Below are 14,890 nucleotides of genomic sequence, written 5' to 3' on the forward strand. Positions count from 1 at the left end.
GGCCCTTCGATGACGAACGCCGACTACCCTTACGGCCCCAAGGAACCCGGCAGGATCGAGAAGACGCTCGACATCGCCGCGAAGATCCTCGATGACCCGTTCCCCGATCCCGAGGACGACCTGCGGCGCGAGCCGACGCCGCGCGAGATCGGACGGACCTGGGTCGAGCACTGGCGCGACTTCCTGAGCGGGCCGGGCTACGCGTACCGGGGCGGCGTGTCCGCGCCCGGTTTCGACCCGGGGGAGCGGCTGGCGTCGTTCATCGAGGACATGCGGGCGTTGCAGTTGCCGTTCAACGAGGTCACGAGCCTGTGCGAGGGTTCCTGGGGCGGATTGCCGTTCACGACCTTCGACACGATCAACTTCGGCGCGGCGGGTACGCACTGGCCCTACCGTTTCGTCTGCACACCTGTGCTGGACGAGCGGTTGGAGGTCGTGCACGACCCGGCGTTGCGGAAGCGGCGGCCGTACCACGTCGAGTGGTACCCGAGGCTGAGCGGGTACAAGCTGTTCACCGGGCCCTGGAACGAGCCTGACGGTGTGCTGAAAGTGCCTGGGGCGCTGAAGAAAAGCGCGTTCGGGCGGGGGCTTGCCAAGGCCGTCGGGAATGCGGCGGACCGGTTGACGATGCCGAAGCTGCACACCACCTCGCTCGACAAGGCGAGCGCCCTCGCCGAGGTGCCGTTCGAGCAGGCCCCGTTCTATGTCGGCTGGGCCGTGCGTGGAAGCTGGCTGATGGTTTTCCGGGCGGAGTCGCGGCATGTCCCGGCTGAGCCCGAACGCAGCGTCGCCGCGCTGCTGAACTCGCTCGCGGCGGTCCACCGGCTTTGGGAGGCGGCCCGATGAGCGGGTCCGAGACCTGGGCCGGCGGGCCGGAGGACAAGAACCGGGTCTGGCGGAAGCTCGACAACCTCGTCTATGTGACCGACCTGGTAATCGGCGACGCCACCCTTGACGCGACGAGGACCAAGATCGACCTGGTCAACGATGCTTCAGGGGTGTGGAAGTGGAACGCGCGCCCCAACGGGCTCGAATACGTCGACCCGAAATCCGATGCCGAGGCCTTCGCGTTGCCGCAGTGGGGGCCGCTCCTTGCGCATCTGCGGGCGCTCGGCCTGCCGATACGGCGGGTGCGGACCCTCGTCCGCGGTGAGCGCGGGGGCGTTTCGTTCGAGAGCCTCTGCGTGTGCGATGCCGACGAGGACGGTGAAGTCCTCCCATACCGGGTCTGGGTGCTGCGGAACACTGAGCAGTTGCCCGACTTGATCTGCGACTACCGTTCCAGCCGTGGCGAAGTGCCCGACGAGGTCGCCTGGTGCGAGGAGCCGGGGGCTTTCACGAAGGCCTCCGCCTTGGAGGCGGACAAGCCGGTGATCAAGGAGGGGCGGTTCACGAAGAGCCTGATCGGCCGTGCGATCGCGGGGAAAGTCAACGACTTCTTGGATACGTCTGTTCGGGTTACTGTGTGGGCCAAGGATTCCAGGACGGCGCAGACCGTGGCCGAAGCCGCCAAGAGCGAGCCGCACATGCGCCGAGTGGTCTGGATGGTTCGCGGCGGCATGTTCGTCTACGCGACGCCGATGCTGGTGCAAGGTGCGGACCCCAAGAAGGAACGGGACCACCTGTTCACGCACAAACTCGCCGACCTGCAACGCCGCTTCGCGGCGGTCCTGGGCGCTTAAGCCGGTTCGAGCCAGAGGCGGGGTTCGTAGGATTCGATCTCGCCGGTGGCGGGGCGCCAGACGGCGTAGACGTGGGCTTCGGCGTGCAGTGCGATGGTTTGGCCTGCATGGGCTTCGACGGTGAGGTCGCGGTGCTTTTCCTGGTTGCCGGTGTGGCGGGCGGGGACGTCGAGGTTGGTGGGGCGGCCGTCGGTGGCGACGGTGACCTGGTAGGCGCCGGTGGGGACGAGGTAGCGCCAGTGGCCCCAAGAGGCGGGTTGCTCGGTGCCGTTGATGTAGACGCGGGGCGGGCGGGTCCAGGCGCGGGCGAGGAATGAGCCGTGGGCGGGTTTGCGGTGGCCTGCCCAGAGGTGCCTGCCGCATTCGAGGTGGAGGTCGATCGCGGCGAGGCCCGCCGGGAGCGGGGGCAGGGCGGTGGGCTTGGCGCCCAGGTGGATCGCGTTGTCGCCGTGGGGGACGGGCTCGCGGGGCGCGGCTTGGCGCTGCGCGGTGAGGTCGCGGTGGTACTTGGCTTTGGCGCGGCGGTACAGGGGCAGGCCTGCACTGATGAGGGCCACGGCGAGGACGCCGAGGGCGACGCCCGACGGCAGGTGCCAGTTCTCGCTGGGCAGTCCGATCATGGCCCCGCTCATCGGGAGGCAGCAGATCAGGGAGGTCATCGCCAGCCACGACCAGCAGCCCGCGTTCGTGGGGATGAACTCGGTGGTCTCGGGGAGTTCGCCGAGGACGCGGTGGCCGGTGGCGGGGTCGGCGAAGTACTGGAGGCCGTGCCTGCCGCCGTCCGCGATCTCGATTTCGACGGGGTCTACTGTGGTCGTTCCTTGGACTTCGACGCGGTGCGTTCCGGAAAGCAGGACCAGGTCGAGTTGGCCGTTGCCGACCGAGACGGGGACGCCGTCGACGCTGATCACCGGGGCGGTGGCGCCGCCGTCGGCGAGGATCGAGAGGAGGCCTTCGCCCGGGCCGGGCTGCAGGTCGGGTTCGCGCAGGGCCCGCACTGGTGCGCGGTTGGGCAGGCCCGTGCGGGGGTCGTTGCGGGATGCCGAGGGCCGGGCGACGGCGTTGATCCGGTCGTTGACCACGCGCATCGCGTTGTCGCCCACCAGTAGCGGGCGCGGCTCGGGGAAGGCGCTCTCGCGGTCGCGGTAGGCGCCGCCGAAGCGGCGGTGGCGGGGCAGGTCGTCGCGCGCGGGGGTCATTTCGGTCCTTCCGGAGGGGGTAGGGACAAGATAGGCGACCCCGGCTCCTCTGGGTGACCGGGCGGTGGCCCCAGACCTGTATCTTGCTCGCATGGGAATGAAAGACCGCCTCGAGCAGATGAAGCAGCGCGCGCAGGAAGCGGGCAAGATGGTCGTCGACGTGGGCGTCGACGCCGCACGCGAGAAGCGCGACGCCGCAGTGGGACTTGCTAAGAGCAAAGTGGACGCTGCCACCGGGTATGCGGTTGAGAAGCGCGACGGCGCCGTGAACTTCGCGAGCGACGCGAAGACCGCCTTCAAGGAAGGCGACCTCGAAGACCTGCTCAAGCGGCTGCCGCTGCCGGCCTCGCCGGTACAGCAGGACTGGCAGTGGAGCCTCGGCAAGCTCATCACCTCCGGCAACAAGCCCCCCTTGGGCACCGGGATGCTCCTGGGCCTCCTCGACAACTTCGGGACCATCGACATCGGCCCCGAAGAGGTCGGCTTCGACGGCTCCCACGCCAAATGGCACAAGGTGAAAGCGGTCCGCACGCGTTCCCTGGACGGCATCATCCAGAAGCTCTCCACCGACTCCTTCACCGAGAGCATCGAGAACCTGCTGCCGCCCGTCCCAGGCCGCGGCTGGGTCTCCGAGAAGGCCACTTCCGCGATCTTCACGATCTGGGCGATGGTCGCCGACCTCGCCATCCGCGACCCCGAAGCCGGTCGGCGCCAAGTCGTCTGCGAGATCGAGTACAAGGGCTGGATTCGCACGAAGGAGGCCGAGACCGGGTTCTTCACCGGCCCGGTGATGGCCCTGCTGCCCAACCTCGACCAGGTCTTCCGCGACGAGGCCGCGCGGCGCGGCGTGCTCGTCGAGCAGGCCGAGCAGACCACGATCGAGAACGCCGAGGCGCGCGTGGCGTGGCTGCGCGAGAAGCACGCCGCGATCAGCGCGAAGCGCGAAGAGGCCCGCAAGCAGATCGAGTACTGATCCGCCTGCGGGCCTTCGGAAAAGCTACTTGGGGTGGGTCTCGCCGGGGTAGCGCAGCCCGATCTGGGCGCGCGCCTCGTCCATGATCTCCATGACCTCGACAGTGCTCTGGGGCGGCACGAGCGTCGACTCGAGCCGTCCCTGGCGCAGCGCCCGGTGCACTTCGAGCGCCTCGTGGACGTAGCCGTGGCCGACGTACGGCGCCTCGAACTCGCGCGGCGACTCGTCGTACCGCACGAGCGTGTACCCGCTCGGCCGGTAGGCGTAGTCGCGCAGTTCGATGCGGCCCTCGGTGCCCGAGATGGTGACCTCGTTGGCGGGCCCGCCCCGGTAGGAGCAGGAGAGCTGCGCGATCGCGTTGGGGTACTTGAGGGTCAGGGTGGTCTGCGCGTCGACCCCGGTGGTGTCCATGACGCTGTGGGCCTGGATCGAGTCGGGCTTGCCGAGTACCAGGTGCGCCAACGTGATCGGGTAGACCCCGAGGTCGAGGAGGGCGCCCCCGGCGAGCTCGATGTTGCGGAGCCGGTGGCTCGGCGCGACGTCGGAGGCGAACGAGAAGTTGCCGTGCACCGACACGACCTCGCCGATCATGCCCTCTCTGATCGCGCGGCGCATCTCGCGGATGGCCGGGTTGCAGCGGGTCCACATGGCCTCCATGAGGAACCGCTGGTGCTCGCGGGCCACGTCGAACATCGTGCGGGCCTGGGAGGCGTTGTACGCGAAGGCCTTCTCGCACAGGACGTGCTTGCCGGCTTCGAGGAGCTGGAGGGTGGGCAGGTAGTGGTGCGAGTGCGGGGTCGCGACGTAGACGATGTCCACTTCGTCATCTGCCGCAAGGGCCTGGACGGACTCCCAGGCCTGGGGGATGTCGTGCTTCTTGGCGAACGCGGCGGCGCGCTCCGCCGATCGAGAGGCCACAGCGGTGACGCGGCAATCGTCGAGGAGGGCAAGATCTTCCACAAAGGTCGATGCGATTCCACCGGTCGCCAGGATTCCCCATCGGATCGGTTCAACCATGGACGTAAGCACACCACAACTTCTCGCGATCGTCAACACGAGGGTCAGCGGTACTATCTCCGCCAACCGGGCCATTTTCGCCAACGGGGATCACTGTCGGTCACGTCCCTCCTGTGACCTGGTGATTGATGTGACCTTTCCCGCAATGGGGAACCGAACGCTCCGTGGCACTATGGCGAAATGGTTCGAACTCCCATACTCCGCTCCAAAGCCCGGCGCGCCGCCGCGCTGGCACTAGCGGTCCTCGGCGGCGGGCTCCTGACGCTCGGCCTCGCCGTCCCGGCCTCCGCGCACGCCGCGCTCACCGGCACCGATCCCGAGGACGGCGCCACCCTGGCCGAGGCCCCCGCGGAGGTCACGGCGAAGTTCTCCGAGATCCTCGACGAGGCCTCCACGGAGATCGCGGTGACCGACCCGAGCGGCGCGGTCGTGGACGTCGCCGACCCGGGCTACGACGGGGACACGTTCATCCAGCCGATGCTCTACACCACCCCCGGCGAGTACACGCTGGCGTTCCGGGTGATCTCCGAGGACGGCCACCGCGTCGACGACGCGATCACGTTCACCGTCGAGTCGATCCCCGAGGGCCTGTACGCGCCCGGCTCCGAACCGACGAGCGAGGCCACGAGCGGGGACGCGACCACCGAGCCCGCGACGCAGGAGACGACCAGCCGGGCGACCGGCGGCATGCCCGCCGAAGACGACGAGGACGACTCGAACACGGGCGCGGCGCTCGCCGCGATCCTGCTCGGCCTGCTCGTGGTCGTCGTCGGCGGCGTGGTGCTCGTGAAGGTGCTGGGCCGCAAGCAGAAGGACGAGGGCGAACAGCCCTAGGGGCAGTTGACCCACTCATCGGTGCCGTCGCCGAAGAACTGGTGCTTCCAGATCGGCAGGCGGGCCTTCACCTCGTCGACGAGGTCGGCGCAGGCGTCGAAGGCCTCCTTGCGGTGCTCGGCGGCGACGGCCGCGACGAGCGCCGGGTCGCCGATCTCCAGGTCGCCGACCCGGTGCGAGACGACGACGCCCCGCACGCCGGGCCGCGCCGCGATCTCCTCGGCGATGGTCCGCAGCAGCTCACCGGCGGACGGGTGCCCTTCGTAGGACAGCCGGAGCACGTCCCGGCCGTGGTCGTGGTTGCGGACGACGCCCGAGAACGACACGACCGCACCGGCCTCGGCCGCGGCGACCGCGGCCTCGTGCTCGGCGACGTCGAGCGGGGCGTCCAGTACGCGTGCGCGGATCATGGTCACACTCCAGGGACGGTAGCGAGGGCGACGCTGGAGCCTTCGGCCCCAACGGTTTCGGGGCCGATCACGGCGAACCCGGCCGCGCCCGCCAGGCCGCGCAGCATCGCGGAGCCGTGGTGGCCGAGCCGGTGCCCGGCCTGGTCGACGAGGGCGAGGTGGGTGAAGCCGCCGCGTCCGGGGACTGCTTCGGCGAGCGTGACCTGCTGCAGCGGCGGCAGCGGCAGGCCGCGCAGGCCCGCGATGAGCGGCGCGACGAGCGAGACGACGGCGATCACCGCCGACTGCGGGTTGCCCGGCAGCCCGGCGATGAACTTCCCGTCCCCGGTGCGCGCCAGCAGCATCGGGAACCCGGGCCGCACCGCGACCGTGTTGATCACGTACTCGGCGCCGATCTCGGCGAGCGCGGCGTGCAGGTGGTCGACGGGGCCGACCATGGTGCCGCCGGTGGTGCACACCAGGTCCGCGTCGTCGAGCGCTTCGCGCAGGGCCGCGACGTGCGCTTCGAGGGTGTCCTCGACCGGCCCGATGCTCGGCCCGGCCTGAGCCCCGGCGGCCTGCAGCATGTGGGGGACCATGGGCCCCAAGGAATCACGGACCCGGCCGTCCCGGGAGACCCCGGAGGTCAGGAGTTCGTCGCCGAAGACGACCATGCGCGTGACGGGCCGGGCGTGCGCGGGCAGCGTCGCGTGCCCGGCGGCGGCCGCGAGGCCGACCACGGGCGGGCTCACGGGCGTCCCGGCGGGCAGCAGCTCCTCGCCGCGCGCGGCCTCCTCGCCCGCCTCGCGCCATTCGCGCGCGGCCGGGCCGGTCACGGAGCCGTACTGGACCTCGCTGTGCTCCAAGCGGATGATGCCCTCAGCGCCTTCGGGGACCTGCGCGCCCGTCGCGATCTTGACGGCCTGGCCGGGCTTCAACGGCTCGGGCACCTGGCCCGCCAGGACGGCGCCGTTCGTGTGCCACGGGCCCTCACCGGCGACGGCCCAGCCGTCGACCGCCGAGGTCGGGAACGCGGGCAGGTCGGAGACGGCGACGAGCGGCGCGGCCAGCGCGGAGCCGACCGCCTCGCCGAACGAGAGCTCGGCCGCGGCCGGTTTGGCTGCGAAGCCTGCGGCCCAAGCGGTCTCGCGGGCCTCGGCCCAGGGGAGCGGGCTCGTCGTCATCAGGAGTTCCCCTCGCTGTCGTCGCGTACGTGGTCGCCGTCATGGAGCTGCGAAATGGCGTGCTCGACGAGCTCGGCGGTGAGCACGGCGAGGCCGTCCTTCGCCGCGCCCTTCGACCCGGCCAGGTTCACGATGAGCGTGCGGCCCGCGACCCCGGCGATGCCGCGCGAGAGCGCCGCGTGCGGGGTCTTCGCGAGCCCGGCGGCGCGGATGGCCTCACTGATGCCGGGGACGTGGAAGTCGACGACGCTGCCGGTCATCTCCGGGGTGAGGTCTTTCGAGGTCAGGCCGGTCCCGCCGGAGGTGACCACGAGGTCGGCGCCGTCGGCGACCGCTTTGCGCAGCGCCTCGGCGACCTCCTGGCCGTCGTGGACGACGACAGGGCCGGACACGTCGAAGCCGTTCGCGGTGAACCCTGCGACGAGGATGGGCCCGGAAGTGTCCTCGTAAACCCCGTCAGCCGCCCGGTTCGAGGCGACGACTACTACTGCCTTTACCGCTGCCATGTGCCGGTCTTCCCGCCGAGCTTCTCTTCGACCTTGATGTCGGTGATGACGGCGGCCGGGTCGACGGCCTTCACCATGTCCACCAGTGTCAGCGCCGCCACGGACACGGCCGTCAGGGCCTCCATCTCGACCCCGGTGCGGTCGGCGGTCTTCACTCGCGCGCTGATCTGCACGCCCTCGTCGGTCACGGTGAGATCGAGCTTCACGCCGCTGATCGCGATCGGGTGGCACAGCGGCACGAGGTCGGGCGTGCGCTTCGCGGCCATGATCCCCGCAATGCGCGCCGTCGCGAGCGCGTCGCCCTTCGCGAGCGAGTTCTCGCGCAGCGCCGCGACCACCTCGGGGGTGGTCACGAGCCGCCCGGTCGCCAGCGCCGAACGGTGCGACACGTCCTTCTCGGAGACGTCGACCATGCGGGCGGCCCCGGACGAGTCGACATGCGTGAGGTCAGCCATGCCGCGAAGTCTAGTCGCGGCGCGGGTCGGCGCCGAACCGCCGACATTCAGAACTCGCGGCGCGAGCTCCAGAACGCGACGTTCGCGATCGTCGCGGTGATCATCCCGGGCCCGGCGAAGATCAGCGGGAAGACCGCTTCGAACCGGGAGGGCAGGCCGAGGCCGGGCAGCGGGCCGACGAGCATGTCGACCTGCATGCCGGGCTCGTAGTCGCCGAGGATCGTGATCGGGTCGCCGTCCTCGCGGGTCGCGGACGAGCGCATCCAGGTCCCGTCGGTGCACCAGGTGCCGACGCAGGACTGCGCTTTCCCGTCGTCGAGAACGTTCACGGTCTCGTACTCGCCCCAGAACAGGTACGCGACGCACCAGACGGTGACGGCGGCGGCGAGGCCGAACCAGGCCGCGAGGGCGAGCGCGGCGGCGCTGAACTTGAAGGCGCGCATGGGCGGGTCACTTTCATGAGGGGAGGGAGGGTGCGAGGGGCGGAAGGGGAGGCCGGGGCAGGCCAACATTACGCGTCGGCCACTTCGCGGTGCGGCCTCGGATTCGGCTCCGGGGGCCTGTATTAGCGTCGAGGCGTGATCGAATGGCTCTACCTCGCCGTCCAGGGCGTCGCGCTGGCGATGAGCGCCTGGTTCTTCGTCGACACGGCCCGCTCTGCGCTGGTCGGCCGCCGCCACCTCGTCGGGGTCGCGGTGCTCGAAGCCGTGCTGCTCGTGCAGCTGGCCGTGGCGATCGCGATCGTGCCGGGCGAGGCGGGCGGCGGGAAGGCGCTGTTCTTCTCGTACCTGGTGACCGCGGTCCTCGTGCCGGTCGCGGCGAGCTTCTGGGGCTCGATCGACCGGAGCCGGTGGGGGATCGGGACCGTGGCGGCGTCGGGCGTGATCGTCGCGGCGCTCATGCTGCGCATCCACCAGATCTGGGAGCTGCAGATCCATGTCTGAGACTGAGGCTGCGGCGGCGGCGCCGCGGGAGCTCGCGGCCGGGTTCGGCCGACTGATCGTGCTCGTCTACGTCGTGTTCGCGGTCTCGGCCGGGGTGCGGGCCGTGTTCCAGGTCGCGACGAAGTTCGACGAGGCGCCGGTGAGCTTCACGCTGAGCGCGATCGCCGCGCTCATCTACCTCGTGGCGGCGGTCGCGATCATCCGCGGCGCCGGGGGGCTCGCGCTGCTCGCGGTGGGCGTGGAGATGGCCGGGGTGCTCGCGGTGGGCGCGCTGAGTCTCGTCGTGCCGGAATGGTTCCCGGAGCCTTCGGTGTGGTCGCACTTCGGGTCGGGGTACGGGTACGTGCCGCTGGTGCTCCCAGCGGTCGGTTTGGTGTATCTCCTCAAGCGCCGCAAGGCGACCGCTTAGGCGGGAGCGCCTTGGTGCGACCGTTGGGCTCCTCGGGCGCGGCCGCTCCGACTCGGCTTCCTCAGGCGCGGTCGATGAGGTCGAGCGCGGCGTCGAGGCTGTGGACGGCGCTGGCGGTGTCGACCCGGGCGAGGGCGTAGGCGGCGACGACGAGGGCGGTGACGGTCTCGGTCAGCCGCCGCGTGTCGGCTTCGGGGAAGTCGGCGAGGTGGGCGCGGATGCCGTTGCCGATGGCTGCGCCGAGTTCGGCCCGGTAGGCGGTGATGGTCTCGCGCACGGCCGCATCGTCGGCGATGTCGGCCCCGGCGGCGTTGATGAGCAGGCATCCGTTGGCGGCGATGACCGATCCGGCGCGTTCGAGGGCTTCACGCAGGCCGGTGAGGTAGTCGAGGACCGCGTTGGGTGCGGGCGTGCCGGTGAGCGGGGCGAGGCGCGGGCGCACGATCTCGTCGAGATACGACTCGACGGCGGCGTCGAACAGGCCCCTTTTGCTGCCGAACGCGTGGTAGATGCTCGACCGGCGCAGGCCGGTCGCGGCCTCGAGCGCAGGCACCGAAGCGGCTTCGTAACCGTGCCTCCAGAAGACGGCGCGTGCGGACCGCACGGCCTCGGCGGTGTCGAACGTCTGCGTGCGCCCCATGACGAACCTCTCTTTGCGTAATGACCGTTCCAGTATATGTTTGTGTAACGACCATTCCAAAACTTGCAGGAGCACATCACCATGACCGAGGCCGTCAGCACCCAGATCCAGCTCGTCCGCCGCCCCAGCGGCTGGCCCGTGCACGAGGACTTCCGCACCGAGAAAGTCGCGCACGGCGAGCTCGCCCCCGGGCAGGTCCGGGTCGCCAACGCGTTCCTCTCAGTCGACCCGTACATGCGCGGGCGCATGAACGACGCCAAGAGCTACATCCCGCCCTTCGCGCTCGGCGAGACCATGACCGGCGGGGCCGTCGGCCGCGTCGTCGAGTCCGCCGCCGAAGGCCTCCCGGTCGGCACGGTCGTCCTCCACCAGTACGGCTGGCGCGACCTCGTCCAGGAGGACGCCGCCGGGTTCACCGCTTTGCCCGAGATCCCGGGCGTGCCGCTTTCGCTGCACCTGGGCATCCTCGGCATGACCGGCATGACTGCTTACGTCGGCCTCACCGCGATCGCGGGCCTCAAGCCCGGTGACACGGTCTTCGTCTCCGGCGCGGCGGGCGCGGTCGGCACGGCCGTCGGCCAGATCGCGAAGCTCCTCGGCGCCGGTCGCGTCATCGGCTCGGCCGGGAGCCCGGAGAAGGTGCGGCTCCTCACCGAGAAGTACGGCTACGACGCCGCGTTCAACTACAAGGACGGGCCGGTGCGCGAGCAGCTCGCACACCTCGCCCCCGAAGGCGTGGACGTCTTCTTCGACAACGTCGGCGGCGACCACCTCGAAGCCGCGCTCGACGTCATGAACCGCGACGGCCGCATCGCCGTGTGCGGCGCGATCTCCCTGTACAACAACACCGAGAAGACCCCCGGCCCGGACAACCTCGCCAAGATCATCCAGCAGAGCCTCACTATCAAGGGCTTCACGCTCGGCGGCTACCTGCACCTCCGCGAGGAGTTCGGCGCGCGCATGACCGAATGGTTCGGCCAGGGCCAGATCGCCTACGACGAGACCATCGTGGACGGTGTCGAGCGCTCGGTCGACGCGTTCCTCGACATGATGCGCGGCAAGAACACCGGCAAGATGGTCGTCCGCGTCTGAGGCGGACGCGTTGCGGCACGCCGCGCCGAGGCGCGCGGCGGGCGGGCTGTAGGGCGTGCCCCTTCCCACCCGCATCCGCCTCCGACCAACCGAAGAAATGCGATGACGATCCCACACGGGTCCGACACCGCAGTGTTCGAAAACGCCGCCCGTGGGCTGGCGGCGGGGCGTCGCGCGGGTTCGCTCGCTGCGCTCTAGCTGAAGAAGCCGAGGCAGGCCACGATGAGCGTTGAGCCGCAGACGACGAGGCCGAGGCGGTAGTTGCGTTCGAGGCGCTGGTCCTCGTCGCCGATCTTGGGGCGGGCGGCCACACCGATCGTCAGCCAGCCCAGGCCGAACGCGCCGAGCGGGCAGCCGATGAGCACCGCCGCGAGGAGCACCGCGCTCAGCGTGTCGTCGGCGCGCACGTTGCGCAGCACGAACAGCTGCACCACGACGCACACCAAAGCGAACAGGCCGTAGATGAGGCCGTTCCGCTCGTCCGAACGCCACCTGGGCAGCCACGGCGGCCGGTGCGCGAGGAACCGCGCCTCCTCCAGCGCCGTCGCCGCGCCGTGCAGGTCCGCCTCTGCCGCAGCGAGATCCGCGACCGGGTCGCCGCTCAAAGGCGGCGCGGCCCCGCGCTGCGGCGGGGGCGTGCGGGCGGCGCGGGCCAGGTCGTCGACGGCGGCGCGCTGCGCCGCCGCCCGCTCGGCGAGGCGGGTCGTGCGCTGGCCGAGGGACTCCGCGGCCGTGGCGGTCCGCGCGGCGGCCTCGTCTGCAGTGCGGCGGGCCTCGTCGAGGCGGCGCAGCTGTGCGAGGTAGTCGTCGAAGGCGCTCACTGGCGGGTCCTCTCCTCCATCGGGGCGCTGCGCTGCTGGCCGGGGCCGGGCTCCTCGCTGCGCGAGAACGGGACCACGAGCTTCCCGGCGCTGGCGTCGGCGTGCCGGTCGATGAGCAGCGCCCTGCCCGCGCGCGGGCTCCAGTGCTGGAACTGCTGCCCGAAGTGGCCCATGATCTCGCCGCCGGGGAGGTTGAGGACGAGCGCGCACGCCACGTCCTCGCGCCCGGCGCTGCCGCCGATGTCGTCGGTGAACCGCCGGAAGTTCCGCCACCAGCCGAGCAGGTGCACGTCCCGCGCGGGCCCGGTGCGCAGCAGCGCCCGCAACGCCTGCTGCGCCTTCATGTCCAGCGCGGCCGCGTCGAGGCCCCACGCCGCCACGATCGTCCCGTCCGGGATCTCGGCGAGGGACGCCGCGAACGCCTCCGGTGCGAGCTGGTCGGTGGCCGCGCGCAGGTCGGCGGTACCGGTGAAGTCGACGGCGAGCACCCGGGAGCCGTTGCCCGCCAAGCATTCGACGGCCGCTTCGAGGGCTTCGCCGCCGACCGGGTCGGAGCCGAGCACGGCCAGGTGCCGTCCGGGGCGCCGGTCGAGGTCGACCCCGGCGGCGTCCAGACGCAGCGAGACCTCGCGGCCGAGCAGGGCCCGGCCCGGTTGGCGTTCGCCCGGAAGGGCTTCGGCGAGGTGCACGGGCCGGTAGCCGTAGAAGACGCGCGGCGCGCCGACGCCCGTGTGGGCCTCGCCGAGCTGCTCGCGCAGCCGGTGCATCACGTGCGTGTCGGTGTCGGGGAAGCGCGCGACGCGGTCGGCCCCGGCGGTGCCGCCCTCGGTGTTGACCACGACCTGCCCGAGCGAGATCCGCGACGCCGCATCGTTGTTGGGCTCCAGCACCGTGCGCGCCCCCGGCAGCGCAATGCGCATCGGGAACTGCCCGAAGATCGAGTCCTTCTTCGCCCACAGCGCCTCGATCCCGGAGACCGTCTGCGAGGCGAGCACGAGGTGCACGCCGTACGAGCGGCCCTTGCGGGCCAGGTTCTCAAGCAGCGCAACGGCTTCGGAGGCGACCCGGTCGTTCCCGGCGAGGAGCACTTGGAACTCGTCGGCGACGCAGACGATCCGCGGGTACGCCTCGTGGCCGCGCAGGCCCGCGAACGACGCGACGCCGTAGCGCTTCATCACCGTCGAGCGGCGCGTCATCTCCTCGTTCAGCGTCTTGAGGACCGCGAGCCCGTATTCGCGGTCGGATTCGACGCCGACCGCGCGCGCGTGCGGGATGAAGCTCCGGTCGCGCTCGGTGGGGATGAACTCGGTGAACGAGACGCCTTCCTTGAAGTCGAGTAGGAACAGCGCCAGATCCGAAGGGGCGTACCGCGAAGCGAGCCCGTACAGGACGTCGAGGAGGAACACGGTCTTGCCGCCGCCGGTGCGGCCGCCGACCAGCCAGTGCGGGGTCGCGTCGTCGAACCTGAGGCGCACCTCCCCGGCCGCGTCGCGTCCGATGAGGACCTCCAGGCCCTTCGACGGGTCGCCCGACTCCGGTTGCGCCGGAATGAGATCAGCGAATGTGAGCGTCGCGGCGGCCTTGGCGCGTTCGGCGAGGCGCTGCGCCTCGCCGGAGACGAACACCGGGTCGGGGGTCTCGGGCCAGTCGACCGGCGCGGCCAGCCGCTCGCCGCGCCCGAACGGCGCCGCGGGCGGGTTCGTGATCTCGACGCGATCCGCCGCAGCGTGCATGACGGCGGCCTGCGGCAGGTCGGGCAGGCCGCAGCCGAGGACGGTGACGCCGTGCGCGAGCCCCGAGCGCGCCAGCGCGTCGATGCGTTCGACGAGGGTGCGGGGCGCGTCGCCGAGCGAGGCGACGACCAGCAGCATCCGGTCCGCGCGGCGACCCGCGATGTGCTCGGCCACTTGGGATTCGGCGAGCGCGACGGCGTCGGCCGCAGCGCGCGCGTCGGTGGCGACCGCTTCGATGACGCCCGCGTCGGCGAGCGGGCGCAGCGGCGCGAACGAGGCCCCAAGCGTCGCGGTGTCGATGCCGACCACGCGCAGCCCGCCCGGTTCGCGGGTCGCGACGGCGTGGAGGACCGCGGTCCGCACCAGGTTCGCGACGCCTTCGACGCGGGCGTCCACGGAGGTCGCGAGGTGGCCGCGTTCGCCGAACGGCACCAGGAGCGGCACGCTGCGTCCCTCGTGGAGCAGGACGCGACCGGCGTGCAGGAGCCCGGGGTCGGTGCGCAGCTGCTGCGCGGAGGCGGCGGCCGCGTCCGCGATCTGGCGTTCGGCCGCGAGCAGTTCGGGGTCCACAGGGGTCTGGAAGGCGGCGTCGCCGAGGCGCTGCGCGACCTGGGCGAGGCGGGCGGCGGCGGCGTCGCAGCCCGCGGCCGCGTTCGCCAGCGCGGTCTGGAAACCGGGCACCGGACCTCCTTGCACGATGTGAGGGTGCACAGGCCGAGCTTGCACGGGTGGCGCTCGCGCACGCGGCGCTCGCGCAGTCGGCACACCGAGGGCGGACCGGCTGTTCGACCGGTCACACCATATCGCGCGCAGGCACCTCGGCCGGGCCGCAGTCGCCGCCTCGCCCCCTACCGTCCGCTTTGCGCAACCTTCCCCGGAAGGGGCGCGTGCATTACCCTAGAAGCAGGCCCGGTCTCGCTGACCCGGAGAGACCGCCCGAACGCCTACAGCACCGAAGACGCCCGCACCTCGCCCGCGGGCCGCCCCTCGGATTCGCCAAGAAGGACCCGTG

17 protein-coding genes are annotated in these 14,890 nt (G+C 71.3%); 7 read left to right on the forward strand and 10 right to left on the reverse strand.

What is annotated here, in order from left to right; translation table 11 throughout:
• Window positions 1-9 precede the first annotated feature (9 nt).
• Window positions 10-846 carry a hypothetical protein gene (locus tag ACZ60M_RS17395; RefSeq protein ID WP_465419225.1) on the forward strand — a complete coding sequence of 279 codons (837 nt, stop codon included), beginning with the start codon at window positions 10-12 and terminating at the stop codon, window positions 844-846.
• Entirely contained in the window at window positions 843-1,682 is an 840-nt protein-coding gene (locus ACZ60M_RS17400) for a hypothetical protein (RefSeq protein ID WP_465419227.1), read from the forward strand. Before ACZ60M_RS17395 ends, ACZ60M_RS17400 begins: the two co-directional genes overlap by 4 nt.
• Here ACZ60M_RS17400 and ACZ60M_RS17405 read toward each other — a convergent pair.
• On the reverse strand, window positions 1,679-2,881 hold the full coding sequence (locus ACZ60M_RS17405; RefSeq protein WP_465419229.1) for a hypothetical protein: 1,203 nt from the start codon (window positions 2,879-2,881) through the stop codon (window positions 1,679-1,681). The two genes, ACZ60M_RS17400 and ACZ60M_RS17405, sit on opposite strands and share 4 nt — an antisense overlap.
• 91 nt (window positions 2,882-2,972) lie before the next feature.
• Between ACZ60M_RS17405 and ACZ60M_RS17410 the strand changes: the two genes are divergently transcribed.
• Window positions 2,973-3,854 carry a hypothetical protein gene (locus tag ACZ60M_RS17410; protein WP_465419231.1) on the forward strand — a complete coding sequence of 294 codons (882 nt, stop codon included), beginning with the start codon at window positions 2,973-2,975 and terminating at the stop codon, window positions 3,852-3,854.
• Between the two features lie 24 nt (window positions 3,855-3,878).
• Here ACZ60M_RS17410 and ACZ60M_RS17415 read toward each other — a convergent pair whose 3' ends face one another.
• Window positions 3,879-4,871, reverse strand: coding sequence for a Gfo/Idh/MocA family protein (locus ACZ60M_RS17415; protein ID WP_465419232.1), 993 nt, complete (start codon window positions 4,869-4,871; stop codon window positions 3,879-3,881).
• A 180-nt stretch (window positions 4,872-5,051) separates the two neighbouring features.
• On the opposite strand from ACZ60M_RS17415, the gene ACZ60M_RS17420 reads away from it, so the two are divergent.
• Complete coding sequence (locus tag ACZ60M_RS17420) at window positions 5,052-5,705, forward strand: copper resistance CopC family protein (RefSeq protein WP_465419234.1); 654 nt, start codon at window positions 5,052-5,054, stop codon at window positions 5,703-5,705.
• Here the strand turns inward: ACZ60M_RS17420 and ACZ60M_RS17425 are convergent.
• From ACZ60M_RS17425 to ACZ60M_RS17445, 5 genes are read right to left on the reverse strand one after another with little or no spacing between them, the layout of a single operon-like run.
• Entirely contained in the window at window positions 5,702-6,115 is a 414-nt protein-coding gene (locus tag ACZ60M_RS17425; protein WP_392969360.1) for a molybdenum cofactor biosynthesis protein MoaE, read from the reverse strand. The two genes, ACZ60M_RS17420 and ACZ60M_RS17425, sit on opposite strands and share 4 nt — an antisense overlap.
• 2 nt (window positions 6,116-6,117) lie before the next feature.
• Window positions 6,118-7,278 (reverse strand): molybdopterin molybdotransferase MoeA, encoded by a 1,161-nt coding sequence (locus tag ACZ60M_RS17430; protein WP_465419237.1) that lies wholly within the window; start codon window positions 7,276-7,278, stop codon window positions 6,118-6,120.
• The gene (locus ACZ60M_RS17435; RefSeq protein ID WP_465419239.1) at window positions 7,278-7,784 is read right to left on the reverse strand and encodes a MogA/MoaB family molybdenum cofactor biosynthesis protein; all 507 of its coding nucleotides are present in this window, start codon (window positions 7,782-7,784) and stop codon (window positions 7,278-7,280) included. Before ACZ60M_RS17435 ends, ACZ60M_RS17430 begins: the two co-directional genes overlap by 1 nt.
• A complete protein-coding gene (moaC, locus tag ACZ60M_RS17440; protein ID WP_465419241.1) occupies window positions 7,772-8,239 on the reverse strand; it encodes a cyclic pyranopterin monophosphate synthase MoaC in 468 nt (155 codons plus the stop codon). Before moaC ends, ACZ60M_RS17435 begins: the two co-directional genes overlap by 13 nt.
• A 47-nt stretch (window positions 8,240-8,286) precedes the next feature.
• Complete coding sequence (locus tag ACZ60M_RS17445; RefSeq protein ID WP_465419243.1) at window positions 8,287-8,682, reverse strand: hypothetical protein; 396 nt, start codon at window positions 8,680-8,682, stop codon at window positions 8,287-8,289.
• A 135-nt stretch (window positions 8,683-8,817) separates the two neighbouring features.
• On the opposite strand from ACZ60M_RS17445, the gene ACZ60M_RS17450 reads away from it, so the two are divergent.
• Window positions 8,818-9,183 (forward strand): hypothetical protein, encoded by a 366-nt coding sequence (locus ACZ60M_RS17450; protein WP_465419244.1) that lies wholly within the window; start codon window positions 8,818-8,820, stop codon window positions 9,181-9,183.
• Window positions 9,176-9,592 (forward strand): hypothetical protein, encoded by a 417-nt coding sequence (locus tag ACZ60M_RS17455; protein WP_465419246.1) that lies wholly within the window; start codon window positions 9,176-9,178, stop codon window positions 9,590-9,592. Before ACZ60M_RS17450 ends, ACZ60M_RS17455 begins: the two co-directional genes overlap by 8 nt.
• Window positions 9,593-9,653: 61 nt before the next feature.
• Here the strand turns inward: ACZ60M_RS17455 and ACZ60M_RS17460 are convergent, their stop codons facing one another.
• Entirely contained in the window at window positions 9,654-10,232 is a 579-nt protein-coding gene (locus ACZ60M_RS17460; RefSeq protein ID WP_465419248.1) for a TetR/AcrR family transcriptional regulator, read from the reverse strand.
• Between the two features lie 81 nt (window positions 10,233-10,313).
• On the opposite strand from ACZ60M_RS17460, the gene ACZ60M_RS17465 reads away from it, so the two are divergent.
• On the forward strand, window positions 10,314-11,324 hold the full coding sequence (locus ACZ60M_RS17465; protein WP_465419250.1) for an NADP-dependent oxidoreductase: 1,011 nt from the start codon (window positions 10,314-10,316) through the stop codon (window positions 11,322-11,324).
• Window positions 11,325-11,518: 194 nt separating this feature from the next.
• Here ACZ60M_RS17465 and ACZ60M_RS17470 read toward each other — a convergent pair whose 3' ends face one another.
• The gene (locus tag ACZ60M_RS17470; protein WP_465419251.1) at window positions 11,519-12,145 is read right to left on the reverse strand and encodes a hypothetical protein; all 627 of its coding nucleotides are present in this window, start codon (window positions 12,143-12,145) and stop codon (window positions 11,519-11,521) included.
• On the reverse strand, window positions 12,142-14,559 hold the full coding sequence (locus ACZ60M_RS17475; protein WP_465419252.1) for an FtsK/SpoIIIE domain-containing protein: 2,418 nt from the start codon (window positions 14,557-14,559) through the stop codon (window positions 12,142-12,144). The genes ACZ60M_RS17470 and ACZ60M_RS17475 overlap by 4 nt, the downstream gene beginning before the upstream one ends.
• Window positions 14,560-14,890 lie beyond the last annotated feature (331 nt).

This window comes from Glycomyces sp. NPDC050141 (assembly GCF_055586545.1).